Source organism: Pseudarthrobacter phenanthrenivorans (assembly GCF_036455295.1).
Taxonomy (GTDB): domain Bacteria; phylum Actinomycetota; class Actinomycetes; order Actinomycetales; family Micrococcaceae; genus Arthrobacter; species Arthrobacter phenanthrenivorans_C.
Genome location: NZ_JAYXNX010000005.1, coordinates 268,077 through 284,864 on the forward strand (window position 1 = coordinate 268,077; position 16,788 = coordinate 284,864).

General features: G+C 65.9%; 14 protein-coding genes and 2 tRNA genes. 5 read left to right on the top strand and 11 right to left on the bottom strand.

Annotated elements, in window-relative coordinates:
• Nucleotides 1-270: 270 nt before the first annotated feature.
• Nucleotides 271-1,278 carry an endonuclease/exonuclease/phosphatase family protein gene (locus VXJ37_RS09080; RefSeq protein WP_331322702.1) on the top strand — a complete coding sequence of 336 codons (1,008 nt, stop codon included), beginning with the start codon at nt 271-273 and terminating at the stop codon, nt 1,276-1,278.
• Here VXJ37_RS09080 and VXJ37_RS09085 read toward each other — a convergent pair.
• A complete protein-coding gene (locus VXJ37_RS09085; protein ID WP_331322703.1) occupies nt 1,275-2,033 on the bottom strand; it encodes an SDR family oxidoreductase in 759 nt (252 codons plus the stop codon). The genes VXJ37_RS09080 and VXJ37_RS09085 overlap by 4 nt on opposite strands.
• Nucleotides 2,030-2,422, bottom strand: coding sequence for a DUF488 domain-containing protein (locus VXJ37_RS09090; protein WP_331322704.1), 393 nt, complete (start codon nt 2,420-2,422; stop codon nt 2,030-2,032). The genes VXJ37_RS09085 and VXJ37_RS09090 overlap by 4 nt, the downstream gene beginning before the upstream one ends.
• Before the next feature lie 81 nt (nt 2,423-2,503).
• On the opposite strand from VXJ37_RS09090, the gene valS reads away from it, so the two are divergent.
• On the top strand, nt 2,504-5,125 hold the full coding sequence (gene valS, locus VXJ37_RS09095) for a valine--tRNA ligase (RefSeq protein WP_331322705.1): 2,622 nt from the start codon (nt 2,504-2,506) through the stop codon (nt 5,123-5,125).
• 353 nt (nt 5,126-5,478) lie between these two features.
• Here the strand turns inward: valS and VXJ37_RS09100 are convergent, their stop codons facing one another.
• The 6 genes from VXJ37_RS09100 to VXJ37_RS09125 all read right to left on the bottom strand — a co-directional run bounded on the left by VXJ37_RS09100 (nt 5,479) and on the right by VXJ37_RS09125 (nt 10,684).
• The gene (locus VXJ37_RS09100; protein WP_331322706.1) at nt 5,479-6,093 is read right to left on the bottom strand and encodes a mycothiol-dependent nitroreductase Rv2466c family protein; all 615 of its coding nucleotides are present in this window, start codon (nt 6,091-6,093) and stop codon (nt 5,479-5,481) included.
• A 14-nt stretch (nt 6,094-6,107) separates the two neighbouring features.
• Nucleotides 6,108-7,388, bottom strand: a complete 1,281-nt coding sequence (gene clpX, locus VXJ37_RS09105; protein ID WP_331322707.1) for an ATP-dependent Clp protease ATP-binding subunit ClpX — start codon at nt 7,386-7,388, stop codon at nt 6,108-6,110.
• Nucleotides 7,389-7,561: 173 nt separating this feature from the next.
• Nucleotides 7,562-8,221 carry an ATP-dependent Clp protease proteolytic subunit gene (locus VXJ37_RS09110; protein WP_307426312.1) on the bottom strand — a complete coding sequence of 220 codons (660 nt, stop codon included), beginning with the start codon at nt 8,219-8,221 and terminating at the stop codon, nt 7,562-7,564.
• A gap of 37 nt (nt 8,222-8,258) precedes the next feature.
• Nucleotides 8,259-8,882: an ATP-dependent Clp protease proteolytic subunit gene (locus tag VXJ37_RS09115; RefSeq protein WP_331322762.1), complete on the bottom strand. Its 624-nt coding sequence runs from the start codon at nt 8,880-8,882 to the stop codon at nt 8,259-8,261.
• A gap of 233 nt (nt 8,883-9,115) precedes the next feature.
• Entirely contained in the window at nt 9,116-10,525 is a 1,410-nt protein-coding gene (tig, locus tag VXJ37_RS09120) for a trigger factor (RefSeq protein ID WP_331322708.1), read from the bottom strand.
• An 84-nt stretch (nt 10,526-10,609) separates the two neighbouring features.
• Nucleotides 10,610-10,684 (bottom strand) — tRNA-Pro (locus tag VXJ37_RS09125).
• A gap of 131 nt (nt 10,685-10,815) precedes the next feature.
• On the opposite strand from VXJ37_RS09125, the gene VXJ37_RS09130 reads away from it, so the two are divergent.
• Nucleotides 10,816-10,889: transfer RNA gene (locus VXJ37_RS09130), tRNA-Gly, on the top strand.
• 150 nt (nt 10,890-11,039) lie between these two features.
• Here the strand turns inward: VXJ37_RS09130 and VXJ37_RS09135 are convergent.
• The 3 genes from VXJ37_RS09135 to VXJ37_RS09145 form a co-directional block, all read right to left on the bottom strand.
• A complete protein-coding gene (locus VXJ37_RS09135; RefSeq protein ID WP_331322709.1) occupies nt 11,040-11,999 on the bottom strand; it encodes an Fpg/Nei family DNA glycosylase in 960 nt (319 codons plus the stop codon).
• Nucleotides 11,999-12,493 carry a ribose-5-phosphate isomerase gene (locus tag VXJ37_RS09140; protein ID WP_331322710.1) on the bottom strand — a complete coding sequence of 165 codons (495 nt, stop codon included), beginning with the start codon at nt 12,491-12,493 and terminating at the stop codon, nt 11,999-12,001. Before VXJ37_RS09140 ends, VXJ37_RS09135 begins: the two co-directional genes overlap by 1 nt.
• Before the next feature lie 69 nt (nt 12,494-12,562).
• Entirely contained in the window at nt 12,563-13,573 is a 1,011-nt protein-coding gene (locus tag VXJ37_RS09145; RefSeq protein ID WP_331322711.1) for a hypothetical protein, read from the bottom strand.
• A gap of 162 nt (nt 13,574-13,735) precedes the next feature.
• Between VXJ37_RS09145 and pepN the strand changes: the two genes are divergently transcribed.
• Nucleotides 13,736-16,300 carry an aminopeptidase N gene (pepN, locus tag VXJ37_RS09150; RefSeq protein ID WP_331322712.1) on the top strand — a complete coding sequence of 855 codons (2,565 nt, stop codon included), beginning with the start codon at nt 13,736-13,738 and terminating at the stop codon, nt 16,298-16,300.
• On the top strand, nt 16,297-16,770 hold the full coding sequence (locus tag VXJ37_RS09155; protein ID WP_331322713.1) for an OsmC family protein: 474 nt from the start codon (nt 16,297-16,299) through the stop codon (nt 16,768-16,770). Before pepN ends, VXJ37_RS09155 begins: the two co-directional genes overlap by 4 nt.
• Nucleotides 16,771-16,788 lie beyond the last annotated feature (18 nt).

A 16,788-nucleotide genomic window follows, 5' to 3' on the forward strand; every position in this document is an offset into this window, starting at 1 on the left:
GCGGTACCACCTCACTTACCGGCGCTGCCCGGTTCCCCTGGGGAACCGCCCTGCACCGGCCGCTCATTGACTGCTGTAACGGGCTTACCCGTCCGGTTCTACTGGCGCGGTCCGTCCTGTGCGGGGCGGCCGTGCGTTCTTCCGGAAGCTCACCGGTGATTGCCGGGTCATAGCCACACCAGAGTCTACTATCGCCGCAGCCCCAGTGCCATTCAGGGGGACGGGCGCCGGGGGCTGACGCTTCCCGCGCTCAGTGCCTAGACTCAGCTCATGACAGCTCCTGGGCGTTCGGCCGCGGCCACGCGCCTGGCTGCCGCGGGCAGATGGCTGTTCTTTCCCGTTGTACTGCCGGTGGCAGTGGTCTCAGCCCTGCGCGGTCTGCCCGCCGACCTGCCCGTGCTGGGCGTCCAGCTCGTGGCGTTCACACCCTGGCTCGCAGTACCCGCCGCCGCGGCACTGCTGCTTTCCTTCCTGGGACGGCGCCGGTGGCAGCAGGTGCTGGCCGCCGCCCTGGCCGCGTGCCAGGCTTTCTGGCTCTTCCCGCTGGACATCCGGGAGCCCGCTGCCGAAGCTGCCGGCAAACAGATCACGCTTGTCGCCATGAGCATCAATGCGGAGTTGGGGGGCGCAGACGCCGAGGGCATCGTGCGGCTGGTCCGCGACCGGCACGTGGACCTGTTGGCGGTCGAGGAGTACACGCCGGAATTGTCCCGACGGCTCGCGGCGGCAGGGCTTGAGGGCCTGCTCCCCCACCGGGACGCCCATCCCAGGGCCGGCGCAGGCGGCACGGCCATCTACACGTCGTTGAGCATGAAGGAGACCGGGGTGCTCCCCGGGACGCAGTTCACCATGCCAGTGGCCCGCCTGGACCTCGGTGACGGTAGCGGCACCGGCCTTCGCGTTGTGGCCGTCCACACCCTGGCCCCCGTGGGGGACGGCCTCCGCCAATGGCGGCGTGACCTGGCCACGGTGTCCAGGGCGGACAACGGTTCAGGCCCCCTGCTGCTGGCGGGAGACTTCAACGCGACGTACGACCACCGGGAGTTCCGTGGGCTGCTGGCCGGAACCGGCGGCAACCGCGCCCTGGTGGACGTGGCCGCCTCGCTGGGCGACCGGCTGGTGCCCACGTGGCCCATGCGCGATTACCGGCTGCCGGGGATTGCGCTTGACCACCTGGTGGCCAGTCCCGACATCAAGGGATCGGAATACACCGTCCAAAGGGTAAACGGGACGGACCACGCCGCAGTCATAGCAACGCTCCATGTCCAGGTGCCTTAGCTCTTCCTGATCAGCTTGTGGGTGCCGGCCTGCGCCACCGGCCGGATGACGATCTGGTCCAGGTTGACGTGGTGCGGGAGTGTGACGGCGTAACGGACCACGTCGGCCACATCCTCCGCTGTCAGTGGCTTCTCAACGCCCTGGTACACCTTGCCGGCGGCCTGCGCGTCCCCCAGGCGGTTCAGGGCGAACTCCTCCGTCTGCACCAGTCCCGGCGCCACCTCGATGACGCGGACGTTGTGATCGGCTTCCTCAAGCCGGAGGGCGTTGGTCAGGGCGTGCTGGCCGAACTTGGCTGCGTTGTAGCCGCCGCCGCCTTCGTATGCTTCCAGGCCTGCCGTGGAGGTCAGGTTCAGCACGGTGCCTTCGCCGGTGGCGCGCAGCATGGGCAGGAAGGCGCGGGTGAGCTTCATGGTGCCCAGGACGTTGACGCGGTACATCCATTCCCAGTCCTCCGTGCTGGCGTCCCCCACTTTGTCAGCGCCCCGGGCGCCGCCGGCGATGTTGATCAGGGTATCGATGCCGCCAGCCCCGGTGACCTGCGCGAGAAGCCGGGACACGTCGTCGTCCTCCGCAATGTCTGCAGGAATGGCGACGGCGCCGGTCTCCCTTTCCAGGGCCGCGAGCCGTTCGGCCCGGCGCGCCACGGCGAAGACCGTCCACCCGTCGGCACGGAGTGCGCGCACTGCAGCCTCGCCGATTCCGCTGCTCGCGCCGGTTACCAATGCTGCCTTTTTCTGCAATTCCTCAGTCATGGCACCACCCTAGCCCGATCAGCCGGCGGGCCTCCCACGAGGTAATCGAGAAGAACGCGTGCATTGTTGGCATCGGTATCGCGGGCGGCGTACAGGAGGGTGACCCGGGGGTGGCAGGCCGCCAACGCCAGGAGCGTCTCCACGGCAGGATTGGAGTCCAGTTCCGCCCGGTACCGTTCGCTGAATTCGGCAAACCGCTCCGGGCGGTGGTTGAACTCCTTGCGCAGCTCCGTAGACGGTGCCACGTCCTTGAGCCAAAGGTCGACGGCGGCGCCCTCCTTGGGCATCCCCCGCGGCCAGAGCCGGTCCACCAGCACCCGGAAGCCGTCGTCGTCCGCCGGCGGGTCGTAGATGCGCTTCATGTGAATGGTTCCCTGAATGCCGCTCATAAAGCGCATGGTACGCGTGCCCGCGTCCCGCCGGACCCCGCGGGTTGGGTGGGATGGAAGCGGGCATGAAAGAATTGCCCAATGGCTGAAGACACGCAGGGTACAGACACGCCCACCACCGCCCCCATCAATGTTCCGGACAAGCCGGCCCTCGAGGGCCTCGAAGCCGCGCTCACCCAGCGCTGGCTGTCCGAAGGAACCTACAAGTTCAACCCCGACACCACCCGGGAGCAGGTCTACTCGATCGACACTCCCCCGCCCACCGCGTCGGGCTCCCTGCATGTGGGGCACATGTTCTCCTTCACCCAGACGGACGTCCAGGCGCGCTACATGCGCATGACAGGCAAGAACGTTTTCTACCCCATGGGCTGGGACGATAACGGCCTGCCCACCGAGCGCCGGGTCCAGAACTACTACGGTGTCCGCTGCGATCCCGCCATCCCGTACAACGCCGACTACCGACCACCGGCGCAGCCGGCCAAGAACCAGCGCGATTTCGATGTGGTGTCGCGCCAGAACTTCATTGAACTGTGCGAGGAACTGGCCGTCGAGGACGAAAAGGTTTTCGAGAACCTGTTCCAGACCCTGGGCCTGTCCGTGGACTGGGACCTCACCTACCGCACCATCGACGACACCTCCCGTGCGGTGTCCCAGCGCGCCTTCCTGGCCAACCTGGCTGCCGGGGATGCCTATATGGCCGAGGCACCCACGCTGTGGGATGTCACCTTCCGCACCGCAGTGGCCCAGGCAGAGCTTGAGGACCGGGAAGTTCCCGGCGCCTACTACCGCTACCCCTTCTTCACTGAAGACGGCGACAAGGTCTTCATCGAGACCACCCGCCCGGAGCTGCTGGCAGCGTGCGCGGCGCTGGTGGCAAACCCCGACGACGAGCGGTACCAGCCGCTGTTCGGCAAGACCGTGAAGTCCCCGCTGTTCGACGTCGAGCTGGAGGTCAAGGCCCACCCGCTGGCAAAGGCGGACAAGGGTTCCGGCATCGCCATGGTCTGCACCTTCGGCGACCTCACCGACGTCACCTGGTGGCGCGAACTCCAGCTTCCGACGCGTGCCATCATGGGCCGCGACGGCCGCATCATCGCTGAGACCCCCGAGTGGATCACCAGCGATGCCGGCAAGGCAGCCTACGCGGCGATAGCCGGCAAGACCGCCTTCTCCGCCAAGGAAGCCGTGGTGGAACTGCTCAAGGAAGCCGGCCTGCTGGACGGTGAACCCAAGAAGATCACCCACCCGGTGAACTTCTTCGAGAAGGGCGACAAGCCCCTGGAAGTGGTCACCTCCCGGCAGTGGTACGTCCGCAACGGCGGCCGTGACGAGGACCGCCGCGAACGCCTGATCGGCCGGGGCAAGGAAATCGACTTCCACCCGTCCTTCATGCGCTCCCGCTACGAGAACTGGATCGCAGGCCTCAACGGCGACTGGCTGGTTTCCCGCCAGCGGTTCTTTGGCGTGCCGATCCCTGTCTGGTACCCGCTCGATGCCCAGGGCAACCCGGACTATGACAACCCCGTCCTGCCCTCCGACGACCTGCTCCCGGTGGATCCGGCAGCCGACGCCGCCCCAGGGTTCGACGAGGCCCAGCGGGACCAGCCCAACGGCTTCACTGGCGACGCGGACGTCCTGGACACATGGGCCACGTCGTCCCTGACCCCTCAGATCGTGGGCGGCTGGAGCCGGGACGAGGACCTCTTCGCCAAGGTGTTCCCGTTCGACCTCCGCCCGCAGGGCCACGACATCATCCGCACCTGGCTGTTCTCCTCCGCGGTCCGCGCCGATGCCCTCCAGAAGTGCGCGCCCTGGAAGCACGCGGCCATCTCCGGCTGGATCCTGGACCCGGACCGCAAGAAGATGTCCAAGTCCAAGGGCAACGTGGTGGTCCCCACAGATGTGCTGAACGAATACGGCTCGGACGCCGTCCGCTACTGGGCTGCTTCCGCGCGGCTGGGCGCGGACACCGCTTACGAAATCGCGCAGATGAAGATCGGCCGCCGCCTGGCCATCAAGCTGCTGAACGCCTCCAAGTTCGTGCTGAACCTGGGTGCCACGGAGAACTCCGTGCTCTCGGGTGACCTGTCCGTCCTGACGAACCCCTTGGACCGGGCGCTGCTGGCCCAGCTTGCCGACGTCGTGGCCCAGTCCACCAAGGCGTTCGACAACTATGACTACGCCCGCGCCCTGCAGCTGACCGAGTCGTTCTTCTGGCAGTTCACGGACGACTACGTTGAGCTGATCAAGGACCGCGCCTACGGGGCCGCCGGCGACGCTGAGCAGGCATCCGTGCTGGCCGCCCTCGCCACCACATTGGACACCCTGCTGCGGCTCTTTGCCCCGTTCCTGCCCTTCGCCACGGAGGAAGTCTGGAGCTGGTGGCGCACCGGCTCCGTGCACCGGGCAGCATGGCCGGCCGCCCTGGAAATCCCCGGCGGCGACACCACCATGCTGGCCACCGTTGGGGTGGCCCTCAGTGGTGTCCGCAAGGCCAAGTCGGAGGCGAAGGTCAAGCAACGCACGGAGGTGCTGTCCGCAACCATTACTGCCCCTGAGGCGCTGACGGCGCAGCTGCAGGCAGGACTGGCCGATTTGAAGGCGGCGTCGAACGCCCGCGAGATCACGTTGGTAGCGGCCGACGGCGACCTCACGGTGTCCGACGTTGCACTGGCACCCAGCGACGAGCCCGCCAAGGCCTGACCGTCCGACTGACTCGAGACACAGGGGAAGCCCCATCAGCGTTTTGCCGTTGGTGGGGCTTCGACTGTTTCGGCCATCCGGTGACGTGCTCTGATGGTCTGGCAGGATCCGCTGATCTTCAGGTCTTACTACCCCGTCACTGGTAGCTTGCACTGACTTTGCCGATGGCTGCGTCAATGCATATCACTGAATCTTTGGCTCCTGCGTCCCCCTTCTTTCGAAGTGGGTAAGACCCATTGTTCTCCTGCCCCGGTGGACGTGCAAGGGCCCCGGGGAAACTACATTTTGGTAGTTTCCCCGGGGCCCTTTGTGTCCTGGTTTGTTGGCCGGGACCGGTCAGCCAGCCCTGGACATCAGTGGAATTCCGGGCTCTCGGTGCGGCTGCGCTTCAGCTCGAAGAAGTGCGGGTAGGCGGCAATGACCGTGGTGGCGTCCCAGATCCTGCCGGCTTCCTCGCCACGGGGAATCCTGGTGAGGACCGGCCCAAAGAAGGCGGTTCCGTTGAAGGCGACCACGGGCGTGCCCACGTCCTGGCCCACGAGCGAAATGCCTTCTTCATGGCTGGCCCTGAGCTGCTGGTCATAGGCGTCGCTGTTGGCGGCGTCAGCCAGGGACGCAGGGAGCCCGCACTCAGCAAGGGCCTTGGTGATGACCTCGCTCCGGTCCTTCTCGCCCTGGTTGTGGATCAGAGTGCCCATGGCATCGTACAGGGGCTTGATGAACTGCGGTCCATGCTCCTCGCGGGCAGCAATGATGACGCGGACCATGCCCCAGGCGTTGTCCATGGACTCCCGGTAGCCGGGCTCCAGGTCGCGTCCCTCGTTCAGGACAGCCAGGCTCATGACGTGCCACTCCGTCTCGATGTCCCGGACACTTTCAACCTCGCCGATCCAGCGGGAGGTGACCCACGCGAACGGGCAGAGGGGATCGAACCAGAAATCGGCTTTGTTCTTTGCAGGTGCAGACACGAAGGTCCTCTCGGTCAGGCAGACTTACGGCGCTTGGCCACGTGCGGAATCATGGTGGGTTCGGCTCCGCGCAGGACCACATCCTCGGTGATCACCACGCTGGCGACGTCCTCGCGGCTGGGAAGATCGAACATGACGGGAAGCAGGACCTCTTCAAGGATGGCGCGCAGCCCGCGGGCACCGGTGCCGCGTTCCAGGGCCTGGTCGGCAATCGCGTCAAGGGCGGTGTCGTCAAAGACCAGTTCCACGCCGTCGATCTGGAACATCTTCTGGTACTGCTTTACCAGGGCGTTCTTTGGGGTGGAAAGGATCTGGATCAGGGCATCCCGGTCCAGGTTGGACACGGTGGTGATGACGGGGAGCCGGCCGATGAATTCGGGGATCAGGCCGAACTTCAGCAGGTCCTCCGGCATGACCTCGCCGTAGGAGTCAACCTTCTTGCTGGCTTCGTTGAGCGGTGCGCCGAACCCGATGCCCTTGCGGCCGGAACGGGACCCGATGATCTCCTCCAGGCCCGCGAAGGCGCCGGCCACGATGAACAGGACGTTCGTGGTGTCGATCTGGATGAATTCCTGGTGCGGGTGCTTCCGTCCGCCCTGCGGCGGGACGGAGGCAACAGTGCCCTCCAGGATCTTCAGGAGTGCCTGCTGCACACCCTCGCCGGACACGTCGCGGGTGATGGAGGGGTTCTCGCTCTTGCGGGAGATCTTGTCGATCTCGTCGATGTAGATGATGCCCTGTTCGGCCTTCTTGACGTCATAGTCCGCGGCCTGGATGAGCTTGAGGAGGATGTTCTCCACGTCCTCGCCCACGTAGCCGGCCTCGGTCAAAGCGGTGGCATCCGCCACGGCGAAGGGGACGTTCAGGCGCCGGGCAAGGGTCTGGGCCAGGTAGGTCTTGCCACAGCCGGTAGGTCCGATGAGGAGGATATTCGACTTGGCGATCTCGACGTCGTCGTGATGGCCGCCGTCCCCCAGGCTCCCGGACTTGGGTGCGTGGCCGGCCTGGATGCGCTTGTAGTGGTTGTAGACCGCGACGGCGAGGGAGCGTTTGGCAGGCTCCTGGCCGATGACGTATTCCTGCAGGAAGTCGAAGATCTCACGCGGCTTGGGCAGTTCGAAGCTGCCGAGGTCCGCAACCTCCGCCAGCTCCTCTTCGATGATTTCGTTGCACAACTCGATGCATTCATCGCAGATGTAGACACCGGGCCCGGCAATGAGCTTGCGCACCTGCTTCTGGCTCTTTCCGCAGAAAGAGCACTTCAGCAGATCCGTGCTCTCGCCAATCCGAGCCATATGTGAACCCCTTAGTATCCTGCTGCCAGGCAGCCCTGCACCATTGCTGAAATCTACCCGGCCAGCGCAGGCCGGTGTGTGACAACATCCACTCTAGGTCACATTCGCCCCCAAGGGTGGAAAGAAAAGGCCGGTGCGGCCAAATGAACTGGCCGCACCGGCTTTACGCACTGCTACCGCGTGATTGCCTGCGGCTTGATCTTGCGTGAATCCAGCACCTGGTCGATGAGGCCGTAGGCCTGGGCCTCTTCGGCGGTGAGGATCTTGTCGCGCTCGATGTCGTTGTTGACCTGCTCGGACGTGCGTCCGGAGTGCTGGGCCAGCGTGTCCTCAAGCCAGGACCGCATGCGCATGACCTCTGCCGCCTGGATTTCCAGGTCGGAGGCCTGTCCGCCCTGGCCGCCGGACAGCGCCGGCTGGTGGATCAGGACGCGGGCGTTGGGCAGGGCCAGCCGCTTGCCGGGGGTGCCGGCGGCCAGCAGGACGGCGGCAGCACTGGCGGCCTGGCCCAGGCACACGGTCTGGATCTCGGGGCGGATGTACTGCATGGTGTCGTAGATGGCCGTCATGGCCGTGAACGAGCCGCCGGGAGAGTTGATGTAAAGGGTGATGTCGCGGTCCGGGTCCGTGGATTCCAGAACCAGCAGCTGGGCCATGATGTCATCGGCGGATGCGTCATCAACCTGCACCCCGAGGAAGATGATGCGGTCCTCGAAGAGCTTGGTGTAAGGGTCCTGGCGCTTGAAGCCGTACGGGGTGCGTTCCTCGAACTGCGGCAGGACGTAGCGGCTGGACGGAAGATTGCCGGCTGACCACCCGAAGTTGTAGTTCATTGTGTTTGCTCCTGATCGAAGGGGTTCTTGATGCCGGTTAGTTCTGGGAGGCTGAATCGCCGGAGGAACCGTTGGACGTTCCGCCGCCGCCTGACACGGAGCCGGCGTGTGCGGCGATCTTGTCGAAGAAGCCGTATTCGAGGGCCTCAGCGGCAGTGAACCACTTGTCGCGGTCGTTGTCCTTGAGGATGGTTTCCACGGTCTGGCCGGTCTGCTCCGCAGTCAGCTCCGCCATGACCTTCTTCATGTGCAGGATAAGTTCGGCCTGGATCTTGATGTCGGACGCGGTACCGCCGATGCCGCCGGAGGGCTGGTGCATCAGCACGCGGGCGTTGGGGGTGGCGTAGCGCTTGCCTTTGGTGCCCGAGGAGAGCAGGAACTGGCCCATGGACGCTGCCAGGCCGGTGGCGACGGTCACGACGTCGTTGGGGATGAACTGCATGGTGTCGTAGATGGCCATGCCTGCCGTGACGGAACCGCCGGGCGAGTTGATGTAGAGGTAGATGTCCTTCTCCGGGTTCTCGGCCGAGAGCAGGAGCAGCTGTGAGCAGATCGCATTGGCGTTGTCGTCACGCACCTCCGAGCCGAGCCAGATGATCCGCTCCTTGAGAAGGCGGTTGTAAATGTAGTTGTCCTGGGCTGCAGGATCGACGGTCGCCATCCGGGGGGCCTCTGAGTGCTGTGACATGTTTACTTACCTCTCACTGGTGACGGTGACATCACTGAAAATCACTACTTGGACACTAACCGGTTTCCCGGGCGTTTTGTTCGCGCACCGAGGGCTGTTCGCTGACGGCGCACGATCGTCGAATCGGCGGCGCGTCCTTCGTGTCCAATGCGAACGGCCCCCGGATCGAAGTGATCCAGGGGCCGTCTGCGTCGGGCCGGTAAGGGCTATGCCTTGGCGTCTGCCGTGGTGTCCTCGGCTTCGACAACCTCAGCCTCGGCAACCTCGGCCTCGGCGGTCTCGGTGGCGTCTGCGTCAGCAGCATCGGCGGCAGGGGCTTCCTCACCGGCGGGGCGCACGAAGTCGCTCAGGTCAACAGCGTTGCCCTCGGTGTCGGTGACCGTGGCCTGGCCCAGGACCACTGCCAGGGCCTTGCGGCGGCGGACCTCGGAAACCATCATGGGGACCTGGCCGCTCTGGTCGATGATCTGCGCGAACTGGTTGGGGTCCATGCCGTACTGGCTTGCGGTGGTGACGATGTAGTCGATCAGCTCGTTCTGGCTGACGTTGACTTCTTCCTTCTCAGCGATGGCGTCGAGGATGATTTCGTTCTGGAAGGCGCGGGCGGTGTTGGTGCGCACTTCTTCGCGGTGCTCTTCGGTGTCGTGCTCGCCGTCGCCGTGGCCGTTGCCTTCCTGGAAGTGGGCTTCCAGCTGCTCTTCGACCACGGAGTCCGGAACGGGAACCTCAACCAGTTCAACCAGCTTGTCCAGGACCTTGTCGCGGGCTTCGACGCCCTGCTCGACGATCTTGGAGTCTGCAGCCTGCTTGGCCAGGTCTTCGCGGAGTTCGGCGAGGGTGTCGAACTCGGAGGCGAGCTGGGCGAAGTCATCGTTCGCTTCGGGCAGTTCGCGTTCCTTGACGGCCTTCACGACGACCTTGACCTGGGCGGCTTCGCCTGCGTGGTCGCCGCCAACAAGGGTGGTGTCGAAGATGGCGTCTTCGTCGGTGCTGAGGCCGGTCACGGCCTCGTCCATGCCCTCGAGCATGGTGCCGGCGCCAACCTGGTAGGACAGGCCGGCAGCGGAGTCGACCTCTTCGCCGTCGATCGTGGCCGTGATGTCGATGGTGAGGAAGTCACCATCGGCAGCGGGGCGGTCGACTGACTTGAGCGTGCCGAAGCGGCCGCGCAGTTCGTCCAGGGCCTTGTCCACATCGGCTTCGGAGGATTCCGCAGCAGCGACCTGGACCTCGATGCCGGAGTAGTCCGGGAGTTCGATTTCGGGGCGGACGTCAACCTCGGCGGCGAACTTCAGTCCGCCGTCGGTTGCGGAGGGGTCGGGCACCTCGGTGATTTCCACCTCGGGACGGCTCAGGGGGCGGATGCCGGATTCCTGCACGGCAGCCTGGTACCAGCCGTTGAGGCCGTCGTTGATGGCGGTCTCCAGGACGTAGCCGCGGCCGACGCGCTGGTCGATGATCCTGGCGGGAACCTTGCCCTTGCGGAACCCGGGAACCTGGATCTGCTCAGCAACAGTCTTGTAGGCCGAGTCGATGCTGGGCTTCAGTTCCTCAAAGGGGACCTCAACATTGAGCTTGACCCGCGTGGGGGTGAGGTTCTCGACAGCGCTCTTCACGGTCTAAGTACTCCTGGGTTGTGGGATGGGTTTCTGCAACGCGTTTATGTCCTATGTCCAGGCCGACTGGTCCTGGCCGCAGAGTCGGGGTGACAGGATTTGAACCTGCGACTTCCTGCTCCCAAAGCAGGCGCTCTAGCCAAGCTGAGCTACACCCCGTAAGTGCACAGGCAAGTCTACGGTGATACGCGCCGCGAATGCACATTTGACACGTAGGCCATGGATTAGGTTTAGTTGTATCCGGCTTGGACAGCCAGCCCGGAGTTTCCGCGAAAAACGGATCTTCCTTCGGGGACGTAGCTTAATGGTAAAGCCTCAGTCTTCCAAACTGATTACGCGGGTTCGATTCCCGTCGTCCCCTCCATGGAAAAGGACCCCTCAGCTGAGGGGTCCTTTTCGTTTAACCCGGCAGGCGGTCGTGGGGCACTTTGCGGGCGTCGGCGCCGCCTTCAGGGCCGGCCGACGGCGTGTCCGCGCCAAAGTGCCCCGCTTCCGCACGGGAGCAAAGAAGCGGCTAGTCCTGCGGCTGCTGGCAGTACGGGCACCAGTAGAGGTTGCGTCCGGCGAGCTCGGCGGTCAGCACGAGCGTGCGGCACACCCGGCAGGGCAGCCCGTGCCGTTTGTAGACGAAGTGGACATCCTCGCGGTGGGGAAAGTGCGCGCTCTTGACGGGGACCGGCAGTCCCGCCGCGGCAGCCTTGGCAGCGCTGGTGCCGTCGAGGCGCCAGTATTTCGGCGGCGTGGTGATGATCCGCCCATCCGCGACGCCGTCACCCATGACGGCCACGATGTCGCGCCAGAGCTTGCGGGCATCGTTGTCCGGGAGGGCACCGCCGGGAAGCCACGGGTCCAGCCGGCGCCGGAAGAGGACTTCCGCACGGTACACATTCCCGACGCCGGCAATCACCTTTTGGTCCATGAGCAGCGCCGCCAAGGGCGTCTTCCGGGACCGGAGGGTGGCTGCGAACCGGCCGGCGTCACCGCGGAGATTGCGCAGCGGGTCAGGGCCGAGCCGCGCCAGGACAGCCTCCACCTCCGCGGCAGTGATGGTCTCGCAGGTGGTGGCACCGCGCAGGTCCGCCCAGCCGTGGCTCCCGGCCAGCCGGACGCGCACTGCCCCGACGGGAGCCGGCGGTCCCGCATACGGCGCGGACCCGTCGTCGTCCCCGTCGCCGAAGGCTTCCTGCTCCCCTACCCGCCGCGGGGCACCAATGCTGGACGCACCGGCGAACGTGCTGTCGCCGCCGAAGCTCCAGGCGCCGTACAGGCCAAGGTGGACGTGCAGCACCAGGGAGTTGTCGAAGTGCAGGAACAGGTGCTTGCCGTGCGCCTCCGCAGCCTCCAGCGTGTGGCCGTCCAGCAGCGCCGCTCCCCCGCTGAACCGTCCCTGCGGGCTGGACACGGCGAGCTTTTCACCGGCGAAGACGTCCCCGAACTGCCGGGCAAGCCTGCGGACGGAGTGGCCTTCAGGCACTACTCGACAACCTCGCCGGTGGCCTCGAAGACAGCGATTTTTTCGATCCTGCGGACGTGGCGCTCATCGTTGCTGAATGGCTCGGCAAGGAAGGCTTCAACCAGTGCGGTGGCTTCTTCAACTGTGTGCTGGCGGCCGCCCAGGGCAACCACGTTAGCGTCATTGTGCTCGCGGGCCAGGGTGGCGGTGGAAAGGTTCCAGGCGAGGGCCGCGCGGATGCCCTTGACCTTGTTGGCGGCGATCTGCTCTCCGTTGCCCGAACCACCCAGCACGATGCCCAGGGCGTGGACGCCGGCGTCCCGGTCTGCCACGACGGCGAGGGCGGCGTTGATGCAGAACGACGGGTAATCGTCCTGGGGGTCGTAAACCTTGGGACCGTGGTCCACCACCTCGTACCCCTTGCCGGACAGGTGGGTGACCAGGTGGGCGCTGAGCTCCATGCCTGCGTGGTCGGTGGCGATATGGACCCGCGGGAAGGCAGGGGAAGTTGTCACGTGCAATTTCCATTCGGTTGTGGGGAGCCTGGCCACCCGGGTGGAGGCCGAACGACACCGATAAGGATACTAGGACTCGCCATGGGCGGGCGGGGTCCCGCCCCGCCGGGCCCTGGCGGCCACCCGGGTGAGCACTTCGGCCAGCTGCGCGGCGGAGGCCTGGCTGCCGCCGCTGACGGCCAGCCGCTGGCCGTCAGTCTTGCTGACGACGACGGCGGGTCCGCTGCTGACGAGCATGGCGGCGGTTCCGCGGTGGTGGCGGTAGCCCCACCCGCCATAGTCGGCGGCTTTCACCTCTGCTGCGCTGGCGTCCGAGATGGCGCCTGCGGGTACATCCATGACGGGAACCACCCCGGCCAGCAGGACTTTCAACCCACGCCGGTCCGCCCTGATGCGCGCGAAGAGGAACGCGGCGCCGATGAAGGCCAGGACCACCAGCAGGATGCCCAGCCACGGCACCAGGACGGCGATGAGGGCAGCCGGGAACAGTGAGGCGATGGCGATCATGACGAACACCGAGCTCCTGGCGTGGACCCACATCCTGATGCTGTCGCGGGCAAGGTCAGGGTCCAGCTCCTTTGCGACGGCAATCTGCAGCGCCCGGTCGTCATCCGGGGACCACTGCCGGTCCGCTTTGTACACCATGCCCATGGCAACCCCAAGGGATACTGCCGCGCCGCTTCCGAGGGCAAGGACGGTCATATCCACGTGCGACTGCCGGGCGTCCGCCAGGCCGGTCTGGCCGACGAGGCCCGCGGCAAGAGCAGAGGTGACGAAGAGGCTCACGAAGAGGCCGGCGCCCATCATGATCCGCCGCATCATCACCGGCCGGCCAAGGGGCACTGCCTGCAGCAGGACCAGCCACCCTGAAACGACGATCCCCGCGGCGCCGACTCCCACGTAGGCGCCGAAAGGCGCAAAGGAGGCGCCGCCGTCGTCCGTCCACTGGACGGCGAGCGGCTCCGGCAAGTCGGAACGCAGCAGCAACGCGCAGAAGACAAAGCCGGCGGCAAGGACAACCGGGAACCCTGCAGCGAAACGCAGGGCCTTCGTATCCACCGAATCCAGCAGCTTTCCCATGCAATTAACGCTACCCCTGCAGGCGTTCAGCCAATCGCCAGGGCCTGCTGTGAGCTGCGCAACTTGCCAAGGAGTCAGGGGATGGAAGAATGCATCACAGTGCCGGAACCGGGACCACCGGCCGGCAGCCGAAACTTCTCTGGAGGATCTCCTTTGCCAGGCATGAACCTGACGCGCGCCGAAGCCCGTGAGCGCGCCGAACTGATCACGGTCGAGTCCTACGAAGTCAGCCTGGACCTGACGCGCGGCGGAGAGGTCTTCGGCAGTGCCACCACCGTGAAATTCACCGCATCAGCCGGCGCGTCCACGTTCATTGATGCCGTCACCCGGACTGTTCACAGCGTGACCCTGAACGGCCGGAGCCTCGACCCCGCAGCCGTCTCGGACGGAATACGTATCCAGCTCCCCGACCTGGCCGGCCACAATGAACTGACGGTCGTGGCAGAGATGCCCTACATGAACACCGGCGAGGGCCTGCACCGGTTCGTTGACCCGGTGGACAACGAGGTCTACCTGTACACGCAGTTCGAGGTTCCCGACTCCCGCCGGATGTTCGCCGTCTTCGAGCAGCCGGACCTGAAGGCAACCTTCGCCTTCACGGTTACGGCGCCGTCGCACTGGGACGTGGTTTCCAACTCCCCCACCCCGGAACCGGTGGACGCCGGGGACGGCACTGCCCGGTCCACGTGGACATTCGCGCCGACACCCCGGCTGTCCTCCTACGTCACAGCCCTGATCGCCGGCCCGTACCAGTCCGTCCGCAGTGAGGTCACCAGTTCGGACGGCCGGGTCATCCCGCTTGGGGTCTTCGCCAGGAAGTCGCTGATGCAGTACCTGGACGCGGAGAACATCTTCGAACTCACCCGGCAGGGTTTCGGGTTCTTCGAGGCACAGTTCGGCTGCCCTTACCCGTTTGAAAAGTACGACCAGCTCTTCGTTCCGGAGTTCAACGCCGGGGCCATGGAAAACGCCGGGGCGGTGACTATCCTGGAAGGCTACGTCTTCCGCAGCAAGGTCACCGGCGCCCAGATCGAGCGCCGCGCCATCACCGTGCTGCACGAACTGGCCCACATGTGGTTCGGGGACCTGGTGACCATGCGCTGGTGGAACGACCTCTGGCTCAACGAGTCCTTCGCCGAGTACATGTCCCACCTGGCGGCGGTGGAAGCCACGTCCTTCACCAGCGCCTGGACCACGTTCGCCTCCGTGGAGAAGTCCTGGGCCTACCGCCAGGACCAGCTGCCCACGACGCACCCCATCTTCGCCGAGATCAACGACCTGCAGGATGTGGAGGTCAACTTCGACGGCATCACGTACGCCAAGGGCGCCTCGGTGCTCCGGCAGCTGGTGGCATGGGTGGGGCCTGAGCAGTTCATGGCTGGTGTCCGGGAGTACTTCGCCAAGCACGCCTGGCGCAACACCGAGCTCCGCGACCTGCTGGTGGAGCTGGAAAAAGCCAGTGGCCGGGACCTGGACGACTGGGGCCGGCAGTGGCTGGAGACCGCCGGCGTCAACACCCTCGCTCCCGAACTGGAGGTGGACGCGGACGGGAACCTGGAGTCCTTTGCGATCGTGCAGACAGCTGTTCCGGAGTGGCCCACGATCAGGCCGCACCGCCTCGCCGTGGGCTTCTACAACCTGAACACCGACGGGAAGCTTGAGCGGGTGCACCGCGAAGAGTTGGATGTCGACGGCGAACGCACCGAAGTGCCGGGGCTTGCGGGCCTGGCACAGCCTGACCTGGTCCTCGTCAACGATGACGACCTTGCGTACGCGAAGGTGCGCCTCGATCCCAAGTCGCTGGCCACCGCCACTGCCCACCTGAAGGATTTCGCCCAGAGCCTGCCCCGGACCCTCGTCTGGAATTCCGCCTGGGACGCAGCCCGGGACGGCGAGGCTCCGGCGCGCAGGTACGTGGAGCTGATCCTGTCCAACGTCGCCGCCGAGACGGATTCCTCCGTGATCCTGGTGCAGCTCCGCCAGCTGGCCACCACCCTGAACTTCTATGTGGCCGAGGACCACAGGGAAGCAACCGCGGTTGCCGCCGTGGACCGGCTGTGGGACCTGGCCTCCGGCGTTGCGGGCGGCTCCGACGCGCAGCTGCAGTTCATCAAGTCCTTCGCGCTCCTGGCCCGCAGCGGTTCCCAGCTGGACCGGGTGGCCGGACTGCTGGACGGCTCCGTTGCCCTGGCGGGGTTGAGCGTTGACCAGGACCTCCGCTGGGAACTGGTGGCGTCCCTGGTTGCCGGCGGCCGGATGGGGCAGGAAGGCATCGACGCGGAACTGGAACGGGACAACACCTCCAGCGGCCAGAACGCGGCGGCGCTGGCCAAGGCCGCCATCCCCACGCCCGAAGCGAAAGCTGCCGCGTGGGAGTCCATCGTGGTCAAGGGCGAGCTGTCCAACGCACTGCAGGGATCGGCGGTCACCGGCTTCATGCGGGTGCTGGACCGCAGCCTGCTGGAACCGTACGCGGAAAAGTACTTCGCTGCCGTACCGGGGATCGTGGCAACCCGCACCCACGCCCTGGCCCAGCAGATCGTCGTCGGCCTCTACCCGGCGCTGCTGACCACACAGGAGACCATCGACCGGACGGACAGCTTCCTCGCCTCGCTGCCGGCCGAAAGTGCAGCGCTGCGGCGGATGATGATGGAAAACCGCGACGGCGTTGCGCGGGCCCTGCGCGCCCGTGCCGCCGACGTCGTTGAGGAAGGCAGCCCGCAGTGAGCCTTGATGAACACCACTACGCGCTGACCGTCCAGTGGACCGGGAACCGGGGTGACGGCACCTCGTCCTACCGGAGCTACTCCCGCGACCATGACGTGCTCGTTCCCGGCCTGCCGGTGCTGAAGGGCTCTGCGGACCCCACGTTCCACGGGGACCGGGAACGCTACAACCCGGAGCAGCTCCTCCTGGCCGCGCTGGCACAGTGCCACATGCTGTCCTACCTGCACGTGGCGGTGAAGCACGGGGTGGTGGTGACGGACTACCGGGATGAGGCGTCCGGGCTCATGCGGCTCAACCGGGACGGCAGCGGCCAGTTCGAGCGGGTGGTCCTGCACCCGCGCGTAACGGTGGCCGACGCCCGGCATGCCGAGCTGGCGGCCTCCCTGCATCACGAGGCCAACCAGGTCTGCTTCATCGCCCGGAGCGTGAACTTCCCGGTGGAGCATGAACCTGTCACGGTGGTGGGTTAAGCCCCGGGCTTCCCTGCC

What these genes read in the sequence shown, in the direction of transcription:
- VXJ37_RS09080 (WP_331322702.1), top strand. Translation starts at nt 271, where the DNA reads ATGACAGCTCCTGGGCGTTCGGCCGCGGCCACGCGCCTGGCTGCCGCG.
- VXJ37_RS09085 (WP_331322703.1), bottom strand. Translation starts at nt 2,033, where the DNA reads ATGACTGAGGAATTGCAGAAAAAGGCAGCATTGGTAACCGGCGCGAGC.
- VXJ37_RS09090 (WP_331322704.1), bottom strand. Translation starts at nt 2,422, where the DNA reads ATGAGCGGCATTCAGGGAACCATTCACATGAAGCGCATCTACGACCCG.
- valS (WP_331322705.1), top strand. Translation starts at nt 2,504, where the DNA reads ATGGCTGAAGACACGCAGGGTACAGACACGCCCACCACCGCCCCCATC.
- clpX (WP_331322707.1), bottom strand. Translation starts at nt 7,388, where the DNA reads ATGGCTCGGATTGGCGAGAGCACGGATCTGCTGAAGTGCTCTTTCTGC.
- VXJ37_RS09110 (WP_307426312.1), bottom strand. Translation starts at nt 8,221, where the DNA reads ATGAACTACAACTTCGGGTGGTCAGCCGGCAATCTTCCGTCCAGCCGC.
- VXJ37_RS09115 (WP_331322762.1), bottom strand. Translation starts at nt 8,882, where the DNA reads ATGGCGACCGTCGATCCTGCAGCCCAGGACAACTACATTTACAACCGC.
- VXJ37_RS09145 (WP_331322711.1), bottom strand. Translation starts at nt 13,573, where the DNA reads ATGGGAAAGCTGCTGGATTCGGTGGATACGAAGGCCCTGCGTTTCGCT.
- pepN (WP_331322712.1), top strand. Translation starts at nt 13,736, where the DNA reads ATGAACCTGACGCGCGCCGAAGCCCGTGAGCGCGCCGAACTGATCACG.